Annotated in this window: 20 protein-coding genes and 1 tRNA gene; 12 read left to right on the plus strand and 9 right to left on the minus strand. The window is 59.6% G+C overall.

Going from position 1 to position 22,996, the window contains the following annotated elements:
* Positions 1-303: 303 nt before the first annotated feature.
* On the minus strand, positions 304-990 hold the full coding sequence (locus VFN25_RS10125) for a fumarylacetoacetate hydrolase family protein (RefSeq protein ID WP_325141467.1): 687 nt from the start codon (positions 988-990) through the stop codon (positions 304-306).
* 206 nt (positions 991-1,196) lie between these two features.
* Here VFN25_RS10125 and VFN25_RS10130 point away from each other — a divergent pair, with 206 nt between their 5' ends.
* From VFN25_RS10130 to VFN25_RS10145, 4 genes are all read left to right on the plus strand, one after another.
* Complete coding sequence (locus VFN25_RS10130; RefSeq protein ID WP_325141470.1) at positions 1,197-2,426, plus strand: efflux RND transporter periplasmic adaptor subunit; 1,230 nt, start codon at positions 1,197-1,199, stop codon at positions 2,424-2,426.
* Between the two features lie 95 nt (positions 2,427-2,521).
* Positions 2,522-3,208, plus strand: a complete 687-nt coding sequence (locus VFN25_RS10135; RefSeq protein WP_325141472.1) for an ABC transporter ATP-binding protein — start codon at positions 2,522-2,524, stop codon at positions 3,206-3,208.
* Between the two features lie 16 nt (positions 3,209-3,224).
* Complete coding sequence (locus VFN25_RS10140) at positions 3,225-4,388, plus strand: ABC transporter permease (RefSeq protein ID WP_325141474.1); 1,164 nt, start codon at positions 3,225-3,227, stop codon at positions 4,386-4,388.
* A gap of 11 nt (positions 4,389-4,399) precedes the next feature.
* Positions 4,400-5,716: an ABC transporter permease gene (locus tag VFN25_RS10145; RefSeq protein WP_325141475.1), complete on the plus strand. Its 1,317-nt coding sequence runs from the start codon at positions 4,400-4,402 to the stop codon at positions 5,714-5,716.
* A gap of 273 nt (positions 5,717-5,989) precedes the next feature.
* Here the strand turns inward: VFN25_RS10145 and VFN25_RS10150 are convergent, their stop codons facing one another.
* Positions 5,990-6,295 (minus strand): hypothetical protein, encoded by a 306-nt coding sequence (locus VFN25_RS10150; protein ID WP_325141477.1) that lies wholly within the window; start codon positions 6,293-6,295, stop codon positions 5,990-5,992.
* Between the two features lie 107 nt (positions 6,296-6,402).
* Between VFN25_RS10150 and VFN25_RS10155 the strand changes: the two genes are divergently transcribed.
* The 3 genes from VFN25_RS10155 to VFN25_RS10165 all read left to right on the plus strand — a co-directional run bounded on the left by VFN25_RS10155 (position 6,403) and on the right by VFN25_RS10165 (position 9,160).
* A complete protein-coding gene (locus VFN25_RS10155) occupies positions 6,403-6,732 on the plus strand; it encodes a Rieske (2Fe-2S) protein (protein WP_325141479.1) in 330 nt (109 codons plus the stop codon).
* 137 nt (positions 6,733-6,869) lie between these two features.
* Positions 6,870-7,265 carry a BlaI/MecI/CopY family transcriptional regulator gene (locus tag VFN25_RS10160; protein WP_325141481.1) on the plus strand — a complete coding sequence of 132 codons (396 nt, stop codon included), beginning with the start codon at positions 6,870-6,872 and terminating at the stop codon, positions 7,263-7,265.
* On the plus strand, positions 7,262-9,160 hold the full coding sequence (locus VFN25_RS10165) for a M56 family metallopeptidase (protein ID WP_325141483.1): 1,899 nt from the start codon (positions 7,262-7,264) through the stop codon (positions 9,158-9,160). The genes VFN25_RS10160 and VFN25_RS10165 overlap by 4 nt, the downstream gene beginning before the upstream one ends.
* A gap of 172 nt (positions 9,161-9,332) precedes the next feature.
* On the opposite strand, the gene VFN25_RS10170 is transcribed toward VFN25_RS10165, so the two are convergent.
* The 5 genes from VFN25_RS10170 to VFN25_RS10190 all read right to left on the minus strand — a co-directional run bounded on the left by VFN25_RS10170 (position 9,333) and on the right by VFN25_RS10190 (position 15,644).
* Positions 9,333-11,180, minus strand: coding sequence for an SLC13 family permease (locus VFN25_RS10170; protein WP_325141486.1), 1,848 nt, complete (start codon positions 11,178-11,180; stop codon positions 9,333-9,335).
* 50 nt (positions 11,181-11,230) lie between these two features.
* Entirely contained in the window at positions 11,231-11,947 is a 717-nt protein-coding gene (trmB, locus tag VFN25_RS10175) for a tRNA (guanosine(46)-N7)-methyltransferase TrmB (RefSeq protein ID WP_325141488.1), read from the minus strand.
* Positions 11,948-11,951: 4 nt separating this feature from the next.
* Complete coding sequence (locus tag VFN25_RS10180) at positions 11,952-12,743, minus strand: thiazole synthase (RefSeq protein WP_325141490.1); 792 nt, start codon at positions 12,741-12,743, stop codon at positions 11,952-11,954.
* A 61-nt stretch (positions 12,744-12,804) separates the two neighbouring features.
* Entirely contained in the window at positions 12,805-13,005 is a 201-nt protein-coding gene (thiS, locus tag VFN25_RS10185; protein ID WP_325141492.1) for a sulfur carrier protein ThiS, read from the minus strand.
* Between the two features lie 290 nt (positions 13,006-13,295).
* Complete coding sequence (locus VFN25_RS10190; protein ID WP_325141494.1) at positions 13,296-15,644, minus strand: DUF6600 domain-containing protein; 2,349 nt, start codon at positions 15,642-15,644, stop codon at positions 13,296-13,298.
* 170 nt (positions 15,645-15,814) lie between these two features.
* Here VFN25_RS10190 and VFN25_RS10195 point away from each other — a divergent pair.
* From VFN25_RS10195 to VFN25_RS10210, 4 genes are all read left to right on the plus strand, one after another.
* Positions 15,815-15,888: transfer RNA gene (locus VFN25_RS10195), tRNA-Gly, on the plus strand.
* Between the two features lie 72 nt (positions 15,889-15,960).
* Complete coding sequence (rimK, locus tag VFN25_RS10200) at positions 15,961-16,875, plus strand: 30S ribosomal protein S6--L-glutamate ligase (protein ID WP_325141496.1); 915 nt, start codon at positions 15,961-15,963, stop codon at positions 16,873-16,875.
* Between the two features lie 359 nt (positions 16,876-17,234).
* Positions 17,235-17,921: a response regulator transcription factor gene (locus VFN25_RS10205; RefSeq protein WP_325141498.1), complete on the plus strand. Its 687-nt coding sequence runs from the start codon at positions 17,235-17,237 to the stop codon at positions 17,919-17,921.
* 31 nt (positions 17,922-17,952) lie between these two features.
* Positions 17,953-19,197: a HAMP domain-containing sensor histidine kinase gene (locus VFN25_RS10210; RefSeq protein WP_325141500.1), complete on the plus strand. Its 1,245-nt coding sequence runs from the start codon at positions 17,953-17,955 to the stop codon at positions 19,195-19,197.
* A 49-nt stretch (positions 19,198-19,246) separates the two neighbouring features.
* Here VFN25_RS10210 and VFN25_RS10215 read toward each other — a convergent pair whose 3' ends face one another.
* Both VFN25_RS10215 and VFN25_RS10220 read right to left on the minus strand, forming a co-directional pair.
* Positions 19,247-20,167 (minus strand): branched-chain amino acid transaminase, encoded by a 921-nt coding sequence (locus tag VFN25_RS10215; RefSeq protein ID WP_325141502.1) that lies wholly within the window; start codon positions 20,165-20,167, stop codon positions 19,247-19,249.
* A gap of 54 nt (positions 20,168-20,221) precedes the next feature.
* Positions 20,222-20,881 (minus strand): hypothetical protein, encoded by a 660-nt coding sequence (locus VFN25_RS10220; RefSeq protein ID WP_325141504.1) that lies wholly within the window; start codon positions 20,879-20,881, stop codon positions 20,222-20,224.
* A gap of 187 nt (positions 20,882-21,068) precedes the next feature.
* On the opposite strand from VFN25_RS10220, the gene asnB reads away from it, so the two are divergent.
* A complete protein-coding gene (gene asnB, locus VFN25_RS10225) occupies positions 21,069-22,742 on the plus strand; it encodes an asparagine synthase B (RefSeq protein ID WP_325141506.1) in 1,674 nt (557 codons plus the stop codon).
* Positions 22,743-22,996 lie beyond the last annotated feature (254 nt).

Consider the following 22,996-nt stretch of genomic DNA (forward strand, 5'->3'; position numbering starts at 1 on the left):
TGAAACAGGTGGCATCCAGAAGGTCCGCCAGCCGCACCGCGCGGCTGGTCAAGGCAACCAGCCTTCACTTCGCCACGCAGCACGACCGGCGAACCTTCTGAATGCCATGACGGTTGGGCCACTTGATCAGCGTTGCCTTAAAAGCCATCGAAGTCATGAAGCCATTTCGCGGCTTTGCTTTAGAAGCGATTACGAAGTAAAGCCATCGAAGTCATGAAGCCATTTCGGCGCTCTGCGATCGAAGCGGTACAGGAACAAGAGCCATCGAAGTCATGAATCCCTAACGCCGCGGCTCTGGTTGCCTCAAACAATCCTCCCCTCCAACACAGCCACACCTTCCAGCTCTGCCTGAAATCTGTCGCCTTTCACCAGCGCTGCGACGCCTGCCGGTGTGCCGGTGAAGATCAGGTCGCCAGGTTGCAGGTTGTAGAGCTTGGATAGCTCATGGATGATTTCAGCGACGCTGAAAATCATTGTCTTGATATTGCTGCTTTGACGCGGTTCGCCATTGACGTGCAGGGAGATGATGCAATTCTGCGGGTGGCCAATCTCGCTGGCGCGATGCAGATTGGAAACGGGTGCGGATTGGTCGAAGCCCTTGGCGCTATCCCAGGGATTGCCCTTGCTCTTCGCTGCCGCTTGCAGGTCGCGTCGGGTCAGATCGAGGCCGACGCCGTAGGCATAGACATGCTCCAGTGCGTGCTCGACGGCGATGTCACGGCCACCGGTGGCGAGTGCGACGACCATTTCGACCTCGTGATGCAAATCGTTGGTTGCCGACGGATAGGCCACATCGCTGTTGCCGATGACAACGGCATCGGCAGGCTTGTTGAAGAAGATCGGTTGCTTGCGATCGATTTCCGCGCCCATTTCCTTCGCATGATCGGCATAATTGCGACCGATGCAGTAGATACGGTGGAGAGGAAAGCGCATGTCGGTTCCGGCCACGGGAACCGAAGGAATGGCATGGGGCGCAATGGCATAGGTCATCGTGCAGGATCCTTGCAAGGTAGGGGCGGGCGCCAGGATTTTGTGGTTTCCAAGGCGCACCTGTCGAGTCTCGGACTGGATGTTGGCGCCAATGCGAAGTGACAAACGTCACCCGAAAACCATGATCGCGGTGTGTTGTCGGTAATCGGCGACAGGCGCAGTCTGTGGCAGACTCAGCGCCCCTTTGTGAGGCCGGGAAAGCAAGAATGGAGAATCAGGGCGAATTGCTCAATCAACTACGCATCGACCGCAATCGCGTCGAGCCGCCTTCGCGCGCGCCATGGATCATCGCGCTGATTCTCGTTGTGCTGCTGGCTGGCGGTGGTGGCATCTGGTGGTGGATGTCATCGCAGCAAAGTTTTGAGGTTTCAGCAGTCGCCGCGATTGCGCCGTCGGCGGATGGCTCAACATCGACCGCTGTCTTGCAGGCCACCGGCTATGTCACCGCACGCCGACAGGCCACGGTTTCCGCGCAGATCACCGGCACGCTATCCGAGGTGTTGATCGAGGAAGGTGAGCATGTCGAAGCCGGCCAGGTGCTGGCGCGCCTCGAAGACACCGCGCAACAAGCAACGCTGGCCCAGGCCAAGGCGCAAGTCGCCCAGTCGCGTGCCCTGGTCGGCGAATTCAAGGCACGACTCGAGCAGGCACGCCGCGATCTGGTTCGCCAGCAGGATATGGTCGGCCGCAAGCTGGTCTCGAAACAGGCCGTCGAAACGGCGCAAACCAATGTGGATTCCTTGAATGCGCAACTGATTGCGCAGCAACGCAGCGTCGATCTGGCCACAGCTCAGGCACGCAGTGCCCAGGTGCAACTCGATTACACGACGGTACGTGCACCGTTTTCCGGCGTGGTCATCGCCAAGGCCGCCCAGGTCGGTGAGATCGTTTCGCCGCTGTCTGCTGGCGGTGGCTTTACCCGAACCGGCGTCGGCACCATCGTCGACATGGACTCGCTGGAAATCGAGGTCGACGTCAACGAGTCCTATATCAATCGGGTTGAGCCGAACGCGCCCGCCGAAGCAGTACTCGATGCTTACCAGGACTGGACCATCCCGGCCAGGGTCATTGCCATCATTCCGACTGCGGATCGCGGCAAGGCGACGGTCAAGGTTCGCGTCGGCCTTGAGCAGAAGGATCCGCGCATCCTGCCGGACATGGGCGCGCGCGTCTCATTCATGGAAGAGAAGTCGGCCAGACCGGCGAATGCCGAGCCTCCGAAAGGCGTGCTGCTGCCGGGTTCGGCCATAGTCCAGCGCGATGGCAAGAGTGTTGTTTTCGTCATCGACGAGAACCGCGTAACGAAGACACCGGTGCGGCCTGGCCAGAACATGGGCGAGCTGCGCCTCGTCGAGGGCATTGCCGCGTCGACACGGGTTGTCCGTGAACCACCTGCCGAGATGCAGGATGGATCGCGTATCGAGTTGAAGAAATAGGGTGCTGAGAAGCACCAGATCGAACAGACCGCTGGATCGGCCCGCGTCGTGCCGCCGGTCGATCCAGCAGCGTTCCAGATAATCAGGAGAAGCACATGGCCAACATTGTCGAAATTCGTGATGCCAGCAAAACCTACGAGCGTGGCAAGCAGAAAGTCGAAGTCCTGCACCACATCAACCTGGATATCGAGAAGGGCGACTTTCTTGCCCTGATGGGGCCTTCGGGCTCGGGCAAGACGACCCTGCTCAATCTGATCGGTGGCCTGGATTCGACCACTGGCGGATCGGTCAGCGTTGGCGGTCAGCGCATCGACAATCTCGGCAGTGGCTCGCTGGCCAAATGGCGCGCGGCCAATGTCGGATTCATCTTTCAGTTCTACAACCTGCTGCCGATGCTGTCGGCACAGAAGAACGTCGAAGTTCCGTTGCTGCTGACCAGGCTTTCGGCTGCCGAACGCAAGCGCAATGCCTCGATCGCCCTGCAACTGGTTGGCCTGTCTGATCGAGCCAGTCACAAGCCGAATGAACTCTCCGGCGGCCAGCAGCAGCGTGTCGCCATCGCGCGCGCGATCGTTTCGGATCCGACCTTGCTGGTTTGCGATGAGCCGACCGGCGATCTCGACCGCCAGTCGGCAGAGGAAGTGCTCGGCCTGCTGCAACTGCTCAATCGCGAGCACGGCAAGACCATCATCATGGTCACCCATGATCCGAAGGCCGCCGAGTACGCGACCCACACCTTGCACCTGGACAAGGGCACCCTGGTCGAGCAAACGGCCGCTTGAGGCGGAGGACAGAACAATGAAATATTTCCATCTGATCTGGGCCGCCCTGTTTCGGCGCAAGACGCGGACCACGCTGACCCTGTTGTCGGTGCTTGCCGCCTTTCTGCTGTTTGGCCTGCTCGATGCGGTACGCGTCGCATTCAATTCGGGCAGTGATGCGGCCGGTGTCGATCGCATGGTGGTCAGCTCCAAGTATTCGATCATCCAGGGCTTGCCACAGAGTTTGATTGCGCGGGTCGAAGCCGTGCCGGGAGTCAAGAATGTGACCTGGTCGAACTGGTTTGGCGGCTACTACCAGGATCGCAAGAACCAGATGGTCAATATCGCGATCTCGCCGAGACAGTTCGAGGTCTATCCCGAAATGATCGTGCCGCCGGATCAGCTCAAGGCATTCGAGTCGACCCGCACCGGAGCCCTGGTCGGCGAGGCGCTGGCCAAGCGCTGGGGCTGGAAGATCGGCGACAAGATCCCGATCAGTGGCGCGATCTATCCGAACAAGGCCACCGGCGACACCAACTGGACCTTCGATCTGGTCGGCATGTTTCACGTCAAGGACGAGAAGTTGCGCGGCATGGAGCAGCAGTTGTTCTTCCGCTGGGACTATTTCGACGAGGCCAACAGCTACGGTCAGCACGAGGTCGGCTGGTTGGTCATCCAGGTCGCCGACCCGAACAAATCTGATCAGGTCGCCAAGGCAATTGATGCAATTTCGGCCAATTCAGATCATGAAACCAAGACCCAGACCGAACAAGCCTTCAATCTTTCCTTCGCCAAACAACTTGGCGATATCGGTTTGATCGTCAGTGCAATCATGGGTGCGGTGTTCTTCACCTTGCTGCTGCTGACCGGCAACACGATGGCTCAGGCCGTGCGTGAGCGCATCCCCGAGTTGGCAACCCTGAAGACCATGGGCTTTTCCGACAAGACCGTACTGGGCCTGGTGTTCGGCGAAGCGATTTTGCTTGTCGTCATCGGTGGCGTGCTCGGTCTCGGGCTGGCATCGATCCTGCTGCCGGTGATCAGTTCGGCCAGCGGCGGCATGCTGCAATTGCCGCCGGTCGTTGCCGGCACCTGGGTTACCGGGTTGCTGATGATGATCGGGATCGGAGTGCTGGTTGGCCTGTTGCCGGCCTTGCGTGCAATGCGCCTGAATATCGTTGATGCACTGGCTGGTCGCTGAGGAACCCGGACATGAAAAAATTGAAATCGTTTCTTTCCGGTCTGGGCATGTTCCTGATCATTCTCGCTTCGGTGGCAATGTGGGTGCTGATGCCCTGGCAAGGGCTGCTCGTGCTTTTGTTCGTTCTGGCCTTGTGGATGGCTTTTACCCAGGTCGGTCGCCAAGCCGCTTCGGTGACCTGGGTCGGTGTGTCGACGCTGGGTCAGCGCCTCGGCGCCTCGTCGGTGATCATTGTCGGCATCGCCGGTGTGGTCGGCGTGCTGGTTGCCTTGCTGGCAATGGGCAATGGCTTGCAGGAGACGCTCAAGAGTACCGGCGATACCGAAACCGCGATTGTCCTGCGCGGCGGCGCAACCGCGGAATTGAGTTCGGGTATCTCGCGTGAAGACTCGACCCTGATTACGCAATCGGCTGGCATCCTGCGTGATGCCGAGGGCAAGCCGATCACCTCGTCGGAGCTTGTCGTGGTTGCCAATTTGCCGAAAAAGTCGACCGGCACCGATGCCAATGTCGAGATCCGTGGTGTCGGCCCGCAGATGTGGGCCCTGCGCCCGAACATGAAGATCATCGAAGGCCGCAAGTTCACCCCCGGTCTGCGCGAGATGATCGTCGGCAAGGGCGCTCGTCAACAATTCGCCGGACTCGATCCGGGCTCGACGATCAACCTCAACAACCAGCAATGGACGATCGTTGGTGTCTTCGAATCGGGCGATGCCCATGAGTCCGAACTTGAAGGCGATGTCGATACCGTATCGGCGGCCTATCGTCGTCAGGGTTTCCAGTCGGTCACCGTGCGTCTGACTTCGCCCGAGGCCCTGGATACCTTCAAGGCCGCGCTGGCCAGCAATCCACGGCTCAAGGTCGAGGCCAAGAGCACGCTCGATTACTACACCGCACAATCGGAAGGCCTGACCAAGGTGATCCGCGTGGTCGGCATCGTCATCGCCACAATCATGGCGATCGGCGCGATCTTCGGCGCGCTCAATTCAATGTATGCCGCCGTCGCCACACGTGCCCGCGAAATCGCCACGCTGCGCGCGATCGGCTTTCGCTCGCCGCCGGTGATCGTCTCGGTCATGCTAGAAACGATGCTGCTGGCCTTGCTCGGCGGGCTGCTCGGAGCTTTCATCGCCTGGCTGATTTTCAACAACTACTCGGTCTCGACGCTTGGCTCGAACTTCAGTCAGGTCGTGTTCCAGTTTTCGGTTTCACCGGCCTTGCTGTGGACTGGCGTGAAGTGGGCACTGGCAATCGGATTCATCGGTGGAATGCTTCCGGCAGTGCGCGCTGCACGGTTGCCGGTGACGACGGCTTTGCGGGAGTCTTGATTGGAAGAGCGGGAGTGGGGAGTGGGGAGTGGAAAAGCGGTGAGCGGTAAGCGGTAAGCGGTAAGCGGCAAAGTGCGAAGTGCAGGCATATTGTTCCCCGACTCCCGACTCCCGACTCCCGACTCCCGACTCCCGACTCCCGAGGCTTCCGACTCCCGTTGCTTCCGGCACGGTGGCTGATGAGGTGGAAACAGGTGTTGGAAAGCTGCTTCAGCGTCGGCGCTTTCTGCACAACCCGCCGGTACCACGGTCACGGCAAAACATGGGACCAGTTCAGCGTCGGTGTTCGCCGCGCTCTTTGGGCTGATCGATGCGAAGCCGGCGGTCGCTATCGCCGACCACGGTGAACTCGCCGTCAATCACGCCATCTTCGGCCTTTGCCGCTTTCGGTTGCGGCCGGCGCTGACGCTTTGCGCGAAAAATATGAATGACGTACCAGATCGCGCCGCCGATGAACAAGGCGATGAAGGCGAAAAAACCCAGGGCAATCAGACCGACAACCACGAACAAGCCAAGGATGCCGCCGATCAGGCGAACCAGCGGGTTGCGCGGGCGCAGACTGGACTGAAAAACGAACATCAACCTCTCCTCGGATTGTCGCCAATGCAGCAAGGCCGCTGGGGACTGCGGCTCAGGACAGGTATTCTTGGGGTTGAAAGCCAGCCGAACAAGTGTCGAAGGATCACATGAACGAATCCCGTGCGCTCTGCCAAGTCGATGATATCCCCGATTTCGGAGCCATTTCCGTGCGTATCGAATCGTCGACCGGCGGTTTCGAGATCATCCTCATGCGTGAGGGTGACGAGGTTTTCGGCTACCACAACGAGTGCCCGCATCAGGGCCGCAATCTGGATTACGTGCCCGGCAAGTTCCTGACCAAGGACGGACGCATCATTTGCGCTGCGCACGGCGCGACGTTCACGATCAAAACCGGAGAGCGTGTATCCGGGCCATGCAACAGCGGACTTTTGCGTGTCCCGGTGCGAGTCGTCGATGGTCAGGTCTTCTCGGCCTGAGCGTCCGCCGGGGCAGATGTACGACAGGCGTCGTTGACACGTCGGGGGCGAGCCTCTAGTCTCGCAATGTTCGCTTGCTGAACGCGGCGGATCCTGGCGCAATCAGCCTCGTCGCAACCACCTGGCCCGGACTACTCATGAATCGCACGCAGACCCCGAAACCTACTGAAGCCGAGCTCGGCATCCTCAACGTGCTGTGGGATCGCGGCGAGATGACCGTGCGCGAGTTGCATGAGGCGCACTACCGCGATGACGGTACCGGTTACACGACCTCGCTGAAGATGCTGCAAATCATGCATGCCAAGGGCCTGGTCGAACGCAATGATTCGCAGCGCGCGCATGTCTACCGTGCGGCGATCGACAAGGAAGTCACCCAGAAGCGTTTCCTCGCCGATATTGTCCAGCGCGTGTTTGATGGTTCGCCTTCGCAACTCGTCCTGCAGGCGCTCGGTGGTCAGCCGAATGCAAGCCGCGAAGAGCTCGACGAAATTCGCGCCTTGCTCGACAGCATCGATTCGGAGAAATCATCATGAATCCGATGATTGCCGAGATGCCGTGGATTCAGGCGCTGGGCTGGAGCTTGATTCATTTCCTCTGGCAAGGCGCCGTGGTCGGCATGCTGTTCGCCGTGGTGCGCGCGTTGCTGCCAAAGGAACGCAGTTCCGCACGCTATCTGATCGGTTTGATCGCGTTGCTGGTCCTGGTGGTTTGCCCGCTACTGACCTTCTTCGTGCTGGTTTCGCCAATGGCGGCGGAATCCACGCCACTGGGTGATGTCGTCGTCGCGACGTCGATGGAGGCCTCTTCAGTGCTGTTTACCGGGACATCGACCGGCTTCGATGGCTGGCTGCCCATGCTCGTTGCAGGTTGGCTGTCGGGTGTCGCATTGATGATCTGGCGTGCGCTGTACCAATGGCGTGCGCTTGAGCGAATCGCTGCACGCCTGGCCTGGCGTCAGGTTGAAATCGAGGAAATGCTGATCGGCGTGGCGCAGCGTTTCGGCTCGTTGCCCGGGGTGCGTGTGCTGGTTTCCGCAAGCATCGATACACCGACGCTGATTGGCTGGTTCAAGCCGGTCATCCTGCTCCCTGCTGCCGTGGTCATCGGTTTTCCACGCCAGCAACTTGAATTGATTCTGGCCCACGAACTGGGTCATCTGCGTCGCTACGATCATCTGGTCAATCTTGGCCAGGCGGTGATCGAAACCCTGCTGTTTTATCACCCGGTGGTGCACTGGATTTCCCGTGAAGTGCGTCACGAGCGCGAAGTCTGCTGCGACAATCTGGTGCTTCGGCTTACTGACAGCGAGCCAAGGGAATATGCGCGGACGCTGGCTGCACTGGAAGATGTCCGCCAGTTCACGCCACAACTTGCGGTCGCCGCTTCTGGCGGCATGCTGCTTGATCGCGTGCGCAGAATTGTCGGTTCGAAAACACCAGGGAAGCATCATCGGCGTTCATTGCTTGGTATCTGGCTGATCGCCGCGAGTTGCAGCATCGTGATTCCGGCGGTGTTGTTCGTCACTCAATCCGGTAGCGAGGATGCGAGCACCGACAGCAATACGCTGGCCCAGGTTGAAACCGTGGCGGACAAGCCGGTGCTCGATCCACCACAAGTTTCAGTTCCGATGCCGGCGCTGACCATTGCCGATGTGCCCCTGCCTGCTGTGCCGCCCGAAACGAATGCCGAGCCGCGAGTTGCCGCCGTTGGCGTTGTTGACAAGCGATCCGGCTCAGTCGATTCGATTGCGGTGGCATCGGTTCCCGCTCCTCCGGTTGCCGATGTGGCGAGCGCAGGGAACGGCGCGCTGGAAATCGCCGACATGCCGCTTGTTTCGGCGCCGCTGACGCTGGCATCCGTCGCTCGTGTCGAGTCGACAGAACCGGCGCCAAGGCTTGTCCGCAAGATCTCGCCCGACTATCCCGACAGCGGGTTCGGGTCGTTGCATTCCAAGGTTGACTTCGAATTCTCGATAGATGATCGCGGCAATGTCCGCAATATTCGCCTCGTCGATGGAAATGCAACCGGCGCATTTGCAGCCGCCGCGCGCAATGCCTTGCAGCTATGGAAGTTCGATCCGCAAAGCGTGATGAATCGCCAGGACAAGAAATACCGCCAGAGCTTCGAATTCGTCAGCAAATCCTATGTCGCCAAGACCGATATGGATGGCCCGTGTACGCCACCCATTGGCTCGCACATCTGTCGACCTGGTCGTGGCTTTCACGCGGTGAGAGCCAAGGCGGACAAGGCCGCCTTGCTTCAGGCGCAGCTATTGGCCAGCGAGTTCGGAGATGTCGGGGAAGTTTGCCAGCCCTTGACCGGTTCGCATATTTGCCGCACGGGTCCTGAAGCCAGCGTCGCGTTGCGCACGGATGCCAGTCAAGCGACGTCAGCACATGTGATTGTGCTGACTGGCGGAGCGAATTAGGAGTAGGGCGGGGGGCGAGCAGTTAGCGGGAAAGGCAGTCAAGGAAGTTTGCCAATTTCGTGAACAAATGGAGATAGGTGTTGACCGGCTACTGAAAGTGGCGATGCTCTTTTCGCTCATCGCTCATCGCTCATCGCTCATCGCTCATCGCTCATCGCTCATCGCTCACGCCTCACCATCCAAAAACCAGGTTCACCGAAATCAACATCGTAACCAGGATCAGGACGGTTAGCGGCAATCCGACGCGGAGAAAGTCGCGGGTACGGTAGCCGCCGGGGCCGGCGACGACGAGCAGCACCGGATTGGCACTCGGCAACAGGAACGTGTTCGATGTCGAGATGGCGACAATCAGTGCATATGCAGCAGGGTTGCCGCCCGAAGCCAGGGCGATATTGATTGCCATTGGCACCATCATCACCGCAGCGCCGACGTTCGATATCACCTGCGAGAAGCCGAGGGCAAGAATCGCGATGAAGGCCTGGATCACCCATTGCGGCAAGTCGCCAAGATAGACCATGACTTCCTGGGCGATCCAGGCTGCTGTACCTGTCGAGTCCATCGCACCACCGAGAGGAATCAGGCAGGCGAGAATGAAGATCGTCTTCCAGTTGATCGCGTTGTAGGCCTCATCCATGCTGAGCACGCCGGCCAAAAGCATGCCGACGGCTCCGACAAGCATCGCAACGGCCAGCTTGAGTTCGGTGAACAGGCCCAGGCACATGGCCAGGCCGAAGAAGAACACGGCGTGCCAGATCTTGCTCGGTCGCTGCTCTTCCTGGGGAAAGTCGGTGACGACGACGAAATCGCGTGATTCGGCGGCCAGGGTCAGGTCACGCCACAAGCTGTGCACAACCAGGGTGTCGCCAGGGCGCAGGCTGACTTCACGCACATCTTCGCGAAACACCTGGTCGCCACGGGTCACCGCGAGCACGCTGATACCGAAACGCTTGCGCAGACGCAGGTCGCCAACCAATTGTTTGATCCAGCGTGAGTTGGGCGCGATCACGGCCTCGGAGATGCCCGCGCGAGTCGGATTGAACATGTCGCCGAAATTGCGCAAGCGCGATTGCATCTTGCAGAGCTGGTTGTTGGCGAAGGTGCTGATCTCTTCGCGTTTGCCAAGCACTCCGAGGATGCTGCCGACCCAGATCATCTGGTCGCCGGGAGGCGCAAGTCGGGCCTCGTTGCCGGTCTTCAGAGCAAGGATCAACGGGGCGCCATGCAGACGTTCGGCCTCGACCACGCTCATGCCGACCATCGGGCTTTCCGCGGTGACGGTCAATTCCATGACCTCGCCATCAATTCCGTACATTTCGGCGAAGTAGGTTTCGGTTCGGCCCGGGGTCACTTTCTGTTTCTCCTCGTCGCTGGGCCACAGGCGCGGAGTCAGGAAGGCGAAGTAGGCGAGGCCGACAATCAGCAAAGGGATTCCGATCGGAGCAATTGCAAACAAGGGGAATGGCTCGATGCTCTGCGCACCCGGCGGCAGGTTTCGGTTGGCACTGGCGACGAGGTCGTTGAGCAGAATCAACGGCGAGTTCGAGATCATCGTGATGTTGGTGCCAGCGAGGATGCAACAAGCCATCGGCAGCAGCAGGCGCTTGATCGGAATGCCGGTACGTGAACTGAGACGGCTGACCACTGGCAGGAACAAGGTCGCCAATGCCTGACTCTGCATGATCGCCGACATGCTGCCGACCATCGCATTGACCAGATGCGAAACCCGCGTTTCGGCACCGCCAGCCATTCTCAGGATGAAGTTGGCGGCCTTGCCGAGCAGGCCGGTGCGATCAAGTCCGGCGCCCATGATCATCACCGCAATCAGCGACATCACGGCGTTGCCGGCGAAGCCATCGAACAGCTGTTCGACTGGCATCAGCCGGGTTACGCCGATAACGACAATGACCAGCAGGGCGACCAGATCGCCACGCACCCATTCGAGAATCAGCATGACCACGGTGAACACCAGCAGGCCCAGCACGAGGGCCATGTCGGTGGTCAGGATCAGGCTCGTGTCCATTGGGAGTTCTATCGGTCCGTTGTGTTCAGGGCGTCTTGCTGATCGAAGTTTCAGGTGCGCTGGTAAATCAGATCCCACACGCCGTGACCCAGACGCACGCCACGTTTTTCAAAATGCGTATTGATGCGCCACGTCGGCGTATCGGAGTATGCCCCGAGTCCCGCCTGGTTTCGCCAGTTTGGTGAGGAATCGACAACTTCAAGCATGTGTTCGGCGTACTCGGCCCAATCGGTGGCCAGATGCAGCAGTCCGCCCTGGCGTACGCGGGAGGCCAGCAGTTCGACGAATTCCGTCTGTATCAGGCGCCGCTTGTGGTGGCGCTTCTTCGGCCACGGATCGGGGAAGTAGATGCGGACTTCATCCAGTGATGACGGTCCGAGCTGGTTCTCGATGACTTCGACGGCGTCGTGATTGCTGAGTCGGATGTTGTCGACACCGGCATCGGCGAGCCCATTCATCAGGCGTCCGACGCCGGGACGGTGAACTTCGATGCCGATGAAATTGCGTTCCGGTTCGTGGACGCTTGCGTGCAACAGTTGTTCACCATTGCCGAAGCCGATTTCGAGGACTACCGGTGCCTGGCGCGGAAAGATTGCGTCGAGATCAAGTACCTGATCGGAGTGGTCGAGACCGAATCGCGACCAGTGCGCATCAAATGCCTGTGACTGGGCCGGTGTGATGCGTCCCTGGCGCAGAACGAAGCTGCGCACACGACGAGGTTCAATGGTGTCTTCAGGCTGGCGTTCGGCGTGACGGGGGTCGGTCATTGGCTCAGCCGATCGTGCCGTCGATCGGGCTTGATGCCGAGGCGTAGCGCTTGCGCGGAATTCGGCCTGCACGAAACGCGGCACGTCCGGCCTGGATTGCGAGCTTCATCGCATGGGCCATCAATATCGGGTCTCGCGCGCCGGCAATTGCGGTGTTCATCAAGACGCCGTCACAGCCGAGTTCCATGGCGATCGCCGCATCGGAAGCGGTGCCGACGCCAGCATCGACCAGCACCGGGACTTTGGCATTCTCGACGATCTCAAGCAGGTTGTAGCGATTCTGGATGCCGAGGCCGGATCCGATCGGCGCGGCCAGCGGCATGATTGCGACGCAGCCTATCTGTTCGAGGCGACGAGCCAGCAATGGATCATCACTGGTGTAAACCATGACATCAAAGCCGTCAGCAACCAGCCGCTCGGCGGCTTCAAGAGTCTGCACGACGTCGGGAAACAAGGTCTTCTGATCACCGAGGACTTCGAGCTTGACCAGCTTGTGGCCATCGAGCAGTTCACGGGCGAGCTGAAGCGTGCGTACGGCATCATCAGCGGTGTAGCAACCGGCGGTGTTCGGCAGGATCGTATAGCGTTCGGGTGGCAACACATCGAGGAGGTTGGGTTGCTCCGGATCCTGGCCGATGTTGGTGCGCCGGATCGCGACGGTGACAATTTTCGAACCTGCTGCCTCGGTCGCCTTGCGGGTTTCCTCCAGGTCCTTGAATTTTCCCGTACCGGTAAGCAGCCGCGATTGATAGGGGCGGCCCGCGATCACGAGCATGTCGGTGTCAGTGTGAGTCATTGAATTCTTCAGCTGTCAGTCGGATTTCTGGAACGTCAGGAATGGGTTGATGGAAAGAGAGTCAGCCACCGCCAATCGCGTGGACAATCTCGATGCGGTCATCGGGTTTGAGCTGGTGTTCGCTGTAGCGACTGCGTGGAACGATTTGCCGATTGATTTCGACCGCCACGCGCTTGTTGGCATAGCCGCTGGATTCCAGCAGCGCATCCAGGCGCAGCTCGTCGGCAACTTCGTGCGATTCGCCGTTCAAAGTGATTTTCATTGCGCCATTCTAACAGCCTGTCGGACTTTGCTCGGCAGGGTTGCGAATCCGATTGAGCAATCCAAATCTCCATCGCGTTCCGCCCCCTTGCATCACGATGGTCCTGCAAAGCGCCAGGCATCGGTACTCGCCCAATCGAATTCTCGCTGCGACGGACAAAGTCCTGGCGCGAACGCTTCATCGCTGTCGATGATCCGGTCAGCAGCGAGCTGCCGTGAAATTGACGACGCCGCAATAAATGCGGCGTCGTCCAGTTGGATCAGGCAATACTGGATGCTGCCCGTACGCGTTTATTCACGACGCCTGCGCTGATTGCCATCGTCTTCGGCATCATCGCGGGATTGCTTGGGCGGCGCCTGTTTCGGCTGGCTTCTCGCGGGTGGGCGTTGCGCCGGCTGAGAGGGTTGCTGGCGTGGTGCGTTGCGCGGCTGTACATCGCGTTGGGTTGGTCGCGGTGCCATTCGCGGTTGTGCCTCACGCACGTTCGGTTGTGGTGTAGCGCGGGGCTGTGCGGAGCGAGGCTCAGGTGTGTATTGCGACCGTGGGGTGGGGCGTGGTTGCGCACTACGTTGAGTCGGCTGCGGTGCCACGCGGGGCTGTACCTCACGTGCTTGTGCGGGCGGCCTGGTGCGAGGCTCCGTTGAGCGGACTTCCGGCCTCGATTGCGGGTATGCGCGCTGCGTTGCAGGCGTGCTTGTACGCCGTCCGGATTCGGCACTCTCGGCAGGACTTGAGCGCACCGTCGGTGAACTGCGTCGTTCCGGCAACGGGATGCCGCGCGTCGGCTCCGAATCGACCGACCGTCGTGGCGTGACATTGCCGCGCGACGAATCGGATCGAACCGCCGGTTGTGGCGCTCGGGTCGTCGGTGTCGCGCGTTCTGAGGAAATCGAGCGCGGTGCGCGAATTGTGGTTGGCGTGGTCTCGCTACGGCCACGTTCGATCCGTGAATCAGCGCCTGTTCTGGGTCGAACGTTCGCATCCCTGCCGGATGATGCGGGCGTTTGCTGACCACGTACACGTGAGCCGGCATCGACCGGGCTGCGCGTGGGTGTTCTTGTCGCGGACGGTCGATCGCCACCCACGACCTCGATTCGCTGCGGTCGGCTGTTGCTTGATCGAGACTCACGTGTCGAGAGCTGACGCATTTCGGCCACCGCCAGCGGCTGGTTATTGTTGCGCGAGATGGCACGGATGCGTTCCTGTGCATCGAGATTGCGGACCGGCGGAGCCGTGCGCGCGATCACTTGACGATTGAACGTCGCGGCATTGACGTTGCGGGCATTGCTCTGTGCAGCACCCGCGCCGACAAAGCTGCGCGCGGTCGGCGCCACCGCAACGCGGCTGACCACGCGTCCCTGGCTCAGCAGAGCCTGGGTGACCTGGACCTGGGACCGGTTGACCGTGCGCGCATTGACGAAGGCGTCATGTGACACAGCCGTGTACGCATTGCGGTTGTTGCGATAGGCGTAGTCGAAATTGGATACCGGCCGGCCATTCGAGTAGTCGTTGTAGACATTGTTGATGTAAGTGTTGTTGATGATCGTGGTGTTGCGCACATTGATGTTGTTGAAGTAGCTGCGCGAACCGCGATACCACGGCACGTAGACATCACGTGGGCCGAGCGGAAACCAGCCGACCGGGCCGCCACTCGAAATGCTCACGCTGAAACCGCCGCCGCCGACAAAGGCGACCAGAGCCGGTGCATAGATCGGGCGCACATGACGCGGACCAGGGACCCAGCCCCAGCGGTTGTTGACGTGAGCCCAACGTCCGTAATGCGACGGTGCGAAGCCCCACGGTGCATTGTCGACCCAGGTCCAGCCCCACGGATCAATCCATGACCAGTGACCATCGCGGTACGGCGTCCAGCCGACACTCACGCGTGATGGATACCAGATTGCGCCGTAGCTTGATGCGGTACTCCAGCTTCCGTAGTCGTCGAGGTCGGCATAGCCGATGATTTCTTCTGACACATAGCGACGCGACGGCGAGCGCTCGTAACGTTCGACCCGTTCGTAGCACCAGCGATCGAAATCATCCTGTCGCGGCAGGTCAAAGACCTTGTAATCCTGCAGTAGCGAATCGAAGAAAACATAGGACTCTCCGGCACGAACGCGGAAGCTGGCGTTGTCGCGACCATAGACATCACCATCGCCGTCGACGACCGAGACCATCGTTGAATCGCCCTGTGGCGCGATATCGACCCGATACTGGCCGGGGCGGTCGATGACCAGGGCCAGCGTGGGTGTATCGATTTCGTAGATCTGGCCCTCGAATACACGGCGGACATTGAGATTGAGGGTGCCGGCAGTGAGTTCGATCTGCGCCGTTGCATCATCGAGATTGAGCAAGCGGAACGAAGTGCGCTCATCAAGACGGACAGTTGCCGCGCCGATTTCCATTTCGACGCGCGAGGCGCGATCCGTGTAAAGCGTGTCGCCCGTGATCAACGGACGATTGAGATGCGCTTGTGACCATTGCTCGATACCAGCCGGTTGCATGCTGACGTCACCACTGAGATAGCTCAGACGCGCGACGCGGCTCGGCGGGTCCGCCAAGGCCTGGCCAGCCACGCCGAGCAACAGCAAGATTGGAACCAGCCAGACGGAACGGCGGTGAAATTGACGATTGAACATGGTGCATCTCCTCTGCGGACACGCGCTGGGATAAAGACAGGAGCGCGCACGTTTATCAGACCGCATCGCTGCTGAACGCAAAGGCAACGCTGATCGAGTGTTACAACCTTTTGCGATGTCCTGCCTCGTGCTTGCCGCCTGCCCGGGATGGCGGATAATCTGTCGGCAATGCGGGTGTAGCTCAATGGTAGAGCTGTTGCTTCCCAAGCAACTGACGAGGGTTCGATTCCCTTCACCCGCTCCACTCCGATCCTCCATCCGTGTTGCGGATCCGGTCGCAGCCCGTTGTTTCGCTACGATCGAGTCAGTATTCGCCATGAAGATCGCCATCCTCTCGCGCAATTCCTCGCTCTATTCAACACGACGCCTGGTTGAGGCTGGCCGCAGTCGTGGCCATCGAGTGCGTGTTCTCGATCCGCTGCGTTGCTACATGCGCATTTCGCAGGCTGGATTCGAGATGCGGTACAAGGGCCATGCGTTGAAGGAATTCGATGCGGTGATGCCGCGGATCGGTTCCTCGGTGACTTTTTACGGCACGGCGGTATTGCGCCAGTTCGAAATGATGGGCGTGTACACGCCGAACGGATCCGATGCGGTTTTGCGTGCGCGTGACAAGTTGCGTTCCCTGCAAATGCTGGCAGGTGATGGCATTGATTTGCCGATGACGGTGTTTGGGGACTATCCCGATGACACCGTCGATCTTCTGGAAATGCTTGGAGATCCGCCGCACGTGATCAAGCTCAACGAAGGCGCGCAGGGACAGGGCGTGCTGCTTGCCGAGAAGCGTTCTGCCTCACAGGGCATGATCGAGGCATTTCGGGGCCTTTACGCCAATTTTGTTGTCCAGGAATTCATTGGTGAAGCCGGTGGAGGTGATTTGCGTTGTTTTGTCATCGGCAATCGGGTCGCGGCGGCCATGCATCGTCAGGCGCCGGAAGGTGACTTTCGCGCCAATCTGCATCGGGGTGGTACCGCATCTTCGGTGCAACTGACAGAACAGGAAGTCGACGTGGCGATTCGCGCGGCGGCGACCATGGGGCTGGGCATCGCCGGCGTCGATCTGCTGCGCTCGCGTCGCGGACCGCTGGTGCTTGAGGTCAACGCTTCACCAGGTCTCGAAGGTATCGAGCAGGCCAGCGGCATGAATATCGCCGCAGAAATCATTGGCTACATCGAAGCGGCTGCTGCGGGCAAAAGGGCCGTGCCGACTGGCGCAGCGAGGCGCTGCTAGGCCAGAGGGCCAATCGGAAGACACTTTGACCAGCAATAGAGCAATCGCAGCTCGACGATTTCTGACGCCCAGGCTGCTTAACGGAAGTATCAGAGTGGCTTAACCTCGATTTAAGCCATTGATCTCTATATTCACCCTTGCTGTAGGTTCTGCTCGACACTCCTAAGGTTTTTGGCATGGTGACAAGCAGGTTACGGTAATCGGGGCAGTAGCTTTTGGCCCAAGCGAGGTGCGTTCCCCCAAAGCCGCCTCCTTGGGCCATTTTATTGCGCTGCCGTCCGACGCAAACCTTCTCTCACAACTGGCCGAATACCGATCCCGTGCATTCCTGGTCGGTGTTCCGCGTTAAGCTACCCGCCATGCGCATACTCGTTATCGAAGACAACAGCGATATCGCTGCCAATATCGGCGATTTTCTTGCTGATCGCGGACACGTGGTTGATTTCGCCGGAGACGGCGTCACCGGTCTGCACCTGGCCGTGGTCAATGAATTCGACGTCATCGTGCTCGATCTGAGCCTGCCCGGCATGGACGGTCTGGAGGTCTGCCGCAAGTTGCGTGAGGAAGCCAAGCGTCAGACGCCGGTACTGATGCTGACCGCACGAGATGCCCTGGAGCAAAAGCTGATCGGATTCGAATCCGGCGCTGACGACTACATGGTCAAGCCGTTCGCCTTGCAGGAGTTGGCGGTCCGTCTCGAAGTACTGAGTCGTCGCGGCAAGGGCGTCAAGAGCCGGATCCTGAAGCTCGCCGATCTCACCTACAACCTCGACACCCTGATCGTCACCCGTGCCGGAAAATCGATTCAGCTCAATCCGATCGGATTGAAGTTGTTGCAGGCATTGATGGACAAGGCGCCGTCCGTGGCAACCCGACAGGAGCTGGAAACCCGCGTCTGGGGCGAAGAACTGCCCGACAGCGATTCATTGCGCGTGCATATCCATGGATTGCGTGCTGCCATCGACAAGCCCTTTGACAAGCAGCTGATCATGACGCGTCATGGAATCGGCTACGTGATGGTCGATCCGGATGCAGTACCGGCGTAGGCTCCGTAGCCGGATCATCATTTCGTTTGCATTGTTCGGACTTGGCCTGACCGCCATGTTTGCGGCGGCGACGATCTACCTGCGCGTGCGCATGGAAGGTCAGCTCATCAACGACACGCTGACCCGGGAACTCAACCACTTCGTCGATTTCAAGCGTGAATTCCCGCAACCGGATGCGCGTTGGAGCATGTCGTTGTTCGAAGCGCAGATTGTGCGCGCCGGACGTACGGCAACCGTCCCGTTTGCCTGGCAGAAATACGAATCCGGGGTTTATGACATTGAAGATCTGGATGCCTCGGGACAAAAGCGTGCCTACAAGCTGGCAGTCTACAAAGACAATGACTACTGGGCGTATCTTCGATTCGATCAGAATTCGCAGAAGCTGACCGAGCGTCAGTTGCTCATCGTCTTGATCATCGCAGTGCTGGTCTTTGCCTTGCTGTCGCTACTCATGGGCCTGTGGCTGTCCTCGCGCGTGATGAGTCCGGTCACCGAACTGGCCAGTCGATTGCGTGAACTGAAAAAGTCCGGAAATTACTCGCCGATGGCGCCGCGCTTCGCCAATGACGAAGTCGGAGAGCTGGCGCTTGCGCTTGATGATTATTCTGCACGACTGACTCATCTGGTCGAACGCGATCGCGAGTTCAATGCCGATGTCAGTCATGAACTGCGCACGCCACTGGCGGTCATTGCGACAACAACAGAACTGCTGATGGGTCAGCCAAACCTGCCGGAAAAGGTTCAGGAGCGATTGCGCCGGATCGAGCGTGCGGTCAAGCAATCCACCGAACTCACCGATGCCTTGCTGCTGCTGTCACGCAGCGAACGCCAGGCGCCCACGGATGGCGAGACCACCGATGTCGCCAGGGTCGCCGAGCAGGTCATCGACATCAGCCGCCCGCATCTGGGCAACAAGCCGGTCGAGGTGCATCTAAAAGTTGAGCACCCTCTGATGACGATTGCGCCATCATCGGTGGTTGCAGTGGCCCTGACCAACCTGATCAGCAATGCGTTCAAATACACCCAGCAAGGTGAAGTGACAATTATCGTCGGGCACGGACGCGTTGCCGTCGAAGATACCGGTCCGGGCATCGCCGCCGAAGATGCGGAACGACTGTTCGAGCGTGGCGAGCGCGGTACCAATCTGGTCAAGGGCGCAGGCCTCGGCCTGGCCATCGTGCGTCGCTTGTGTGAGCTCTATGGCTGGAACGTCACTCTGGCGCCGCGTCCGCAAGGTGGCGCCGTGGCCACCTTGCATTTCGACTATCGGCCCTGATTCGGAGAGCTTCCGGTTGCCGGTTGACTGCTATGCAGCGGTTGCCCGATCAGTTGACCGGATCGAGCCAGTCCCACTGATCCTTGGTCTTGCCGGTGAACAGGCCGAAGAACAGATCCTGAAGCTTGCGCGTGATCGGTCCGGCCTTGCCTTCACCAATCTTCTTGCCGTCGATTGATCGAATCGGCGTGACTTCGGCGGCGGTGCCGCACATGAGGATTTCGTCGGCGAGATAGAGGTATTCGCGCGGCATGTCACGCTCGATCACCTCAATGCCATTGTCACGGGCAAGCGTAATCAGGGTATGCCGGGTAATGCCGTTGAGAATTGCGGCGCTGGCCGGGGTGGTGTGCAACTGGCCGTCAAAGACCAGGAACAGATTTTCGCCGGCGCCTTCACTGAGCAGACCGGTCGAGGCTAGGGCGATACCTTCACCAAAGCCGAGTCGACGTGCCTCGCGCGCAATCAACTGGCCGGAGAGATAATTGCCGCCGGCCTTGGCGCCGGTCGGAATCGTGTTCGGCGCCATCCGGTTCCAGCTCGACACACAGGCATCGATACCGGCTTCGAGCACGCCTGGGCCGAGATAGGGGCCCATTTCCCAGGTCGCCACGGCGACATCCGTCGGCGTATCCGCGGAAAGGCCGAAACCACCGAGTCCGCGAAACGCGATCGGACGCAGATAGGCTTTGGTCAGACCATTCTTGAGGATGACCTCACGGCACGCGGCGGCGAGTTCATCGATCGTGTAGGGAATGACGATGTCGTAGATTTTCGCCGACAGATACAGGCGCTTGAGGTGATCATCGAGGCGAAAGATTGCCGGGCCGTTTGGAGTCTCGTAGCTGCGGATTCCTTCAAAAACCGAAGACCCGTAATGCAGTGCGTGGGCCATGACATGCACGGTCGCTTCGGCCCAGGGCTTGATCTTGCCGTTCTGCCAGATGAACTCGGGATAGCTCGCAGCCATGATCGGATTCCTTGGTGGTGAGCCATCCATGATAACCGCGCCGCCCGATTCGGGCTATTGCATCAGCAACCACCAGCAGCCGGATTGTTCGCGCATGTCATAGCGCCGGACAGACTCGTACGGTACGTTTCGATCCTGCTCACCGACCGTACGGATCACCAGCTCATGCAGTTCGTCGCCGGCGTAGCGATCGTTGCGGTCACGATATCGATCACGTTCGCGAAACTGCAGGGTTGATTCAACATCGACCGAGATCAATGGTTCGCCAATCAATCTGGCCAGATCGCGCAGCGCGGCGATGGCCGAAACCTGGCCAAAACCTTCCCAGAGGAACAGGCCGGACAAACTGACGCCATTGGCCGTGGCAAACGCGGCGACGACACGATTGCGCAAGTCTTCCGCCGAGATCGCGCAGGTCTGGGTGGTCGGCGGCACCGCGTATCGCGTCAGTGGATCGTGCTGATTGCCAGTCTGGTCGGGTGTTGCCGCCGGCATGGCAGGCGCGGGTGATGCTTTCAGCGCGCTGCATTTCTGGTCGCTGAAGGTCGGTTCACCATTCTCGCCGATGCATCGATGAATACGTTGATCCTGGGCTCGCGCCATGCTGCAGATGGCGAGCAAGACGAATAACCACCATGATGGTTTCAGATGCAAGGATTGCCATGAAAACAAATTCTTGCCTTGATCGGTTTGTTCTGGTCTAGTGTTGCTCATGCTCATCGCAACCATCAACCCGATGCTCTACGCCGCCGCCGGTTTCGCCAACGGTCGAAATAATAATGCGTGCTCGACATTCGGGGCTGGCGTGCACTGAGGGTTACACACCATACACACGCAGAAGGCCCGCCACTGAGCGGGCTTTTTTATTTACAGGCTTTGCAACATTCAGGGACTCATCACCATGTGCTCGATATTCGCGATTTTTGGTTTGCAGGCAGGTGACGACCTTACCGGTCTGCGCCGCCTCGCCCTGGAGTTGTCGCAACGCCAGCGTCATCGCGGTCCGGATTGGAGCGGCGTGCATGTCGATGAGGGAGCCATCCTTGTTCATGAACGTTTGGCCATTGTTGACCCGGCCGGAGGCGCGCAGCCAATCCGCTCCGCGGATGGAACTCTGGTGCTTGCAGTGAATGGTGAGATCTACAACCATCGTCAGCTCGAACAGGGCCTCGCCCAAGCCTACGAGATGCAGACCGGGTCGGACTGCGAAGTCATCAACGCGCTGTATCGCGAGCACGGCGCGCAAAGCGTCAATCGACTCAATGGCATCTTTGCCTTCGCCCTTTGGGATCGCGCCGCCGGGCGCTACCTGATCGCCCGCGACCCGATCGGTGTCTGCCCGCTGTATTGGGGACATGATCGCGAAGGCCGCGTCTGTGTGGCCTCGGAGATGAAGGCGCTGGTTGGAATCTGCGCCGATGTCGCGGCCTTTCCGCCCGGGCATGTATTCGATAGTTCAACGGGCGAGTTGGTCCGTTATTACGAAAAGCCCTGGCGCGATTATGCAGCGACCGAAGGCGTCGAAGTGTCGCCGGAAACCCTGCGTAGCGCATTCGAGGCTGCGGTACATCGCCAGTTGATGACTGATGTTCCTTATGGCGTGCTGCTTTCCGGCGGCCTTGATTCGTCGCTGGTTGCTGCGTGTGCGGCGCAGTTCGCGCGCCGCCGCGTCGAAGAAGACGATTCTTCCGAAGCCTGGTGGCCTCGCCTGCACTCGTTTGCGATTGGACTCGAAGGCTCGCCCGATCTGGCCGCGGCCGAAATCGCTGCCGAATCACTGGGCACTGTGCATCACGGCTTCCAGTACAGCTTCGAGGAAGGACTCGATGCCTTGCCTGAGGTGATCCGGCATGTTGAAACCCATGACGTGACGACAATCAGGGCGTCAACGCCGATGTATCTGCTGGCGCGCCGGATCAAGGCCATGGGTGTGAAGATGGTGCTGTCCGGTGAAGGCTCGGATGAAATCTTCGGTGGCTACCTGTATTTCCACAAGGCACCGAATGCGAGGGAGTTTCATGCCGAAACCGTGCGCAAAATTGATGCCTTGCATATCTATGATTGCGCGCGAGCGAACAAGTCGATGATGGCCTGGGGCGTCGAGGCCCGCGTACCGTTTCTCGATCTCGAATTCCTCGATGTAGCCATGAGCATGGATGCAAAGTTCAAGATGACCGGCAAGGGTCGTATGGAAAAAGCGGTCCTGCGCGAGGCGTTTGTGGGTGCCTTGCCTGAATCGATCCTGTGGCGACAAAAGGAGCAGTTCAGCGATGGCGTTGGCTACGGCTGGATTGACGGGCTCAAGGCGCACGCCGAATCCCAGGTCAGTGATCGCGAGTTTGCTGCAGCGGCAAATCGCTTTCCGCTCAACCCACCGGCGACCAAGGAAGCTTATTTCTATCGCAAAATTTTCGAGCAGCATTTCCCCGGCAACGCCTGCGCAGAGACAGTTCCGGGTGGCAAGTCGATTGCGTGTTCGTCAGCGGCAGCGATCGAATGGGATCCGGCCTTCGCCAAGGCTGCGGATCCGTCCGGGCGTGCCGTGGCCGGCGTGCATCTGGCGGCGACTGCCTGAGGTCTTTCTCCTGATCAAAATTCTTCAACGGTCGGAGGCTTCAGCTCACGCTCGTCGCCCCTGCACAGGCAGGGGTCCAGTGACTTTGCTCTTTTAAAGCACGCTCCTTCGTCGCGCGGCATCCCTGCCTTTTTTCACTCGCCTCAGGCGAGCGAGTCACTTTCTCTTGCGTGGCCAAGAGAAAGTAACCAAAGAGAAGGCCACCCCATTGCAGCGGTCTCCGGGCTCCTGCCCTGCGACTACGCAACGCGACT

Source organism: Dokdonella sp. (assembly GCF_035703485.1).
In the GTDB taxonomy this organism is placed as follows: Bacteria; Pseudomonadota; Gammaproteobacteria; order Xanthomonadales; family Rhodanobacteraceae; genus Dokdonella.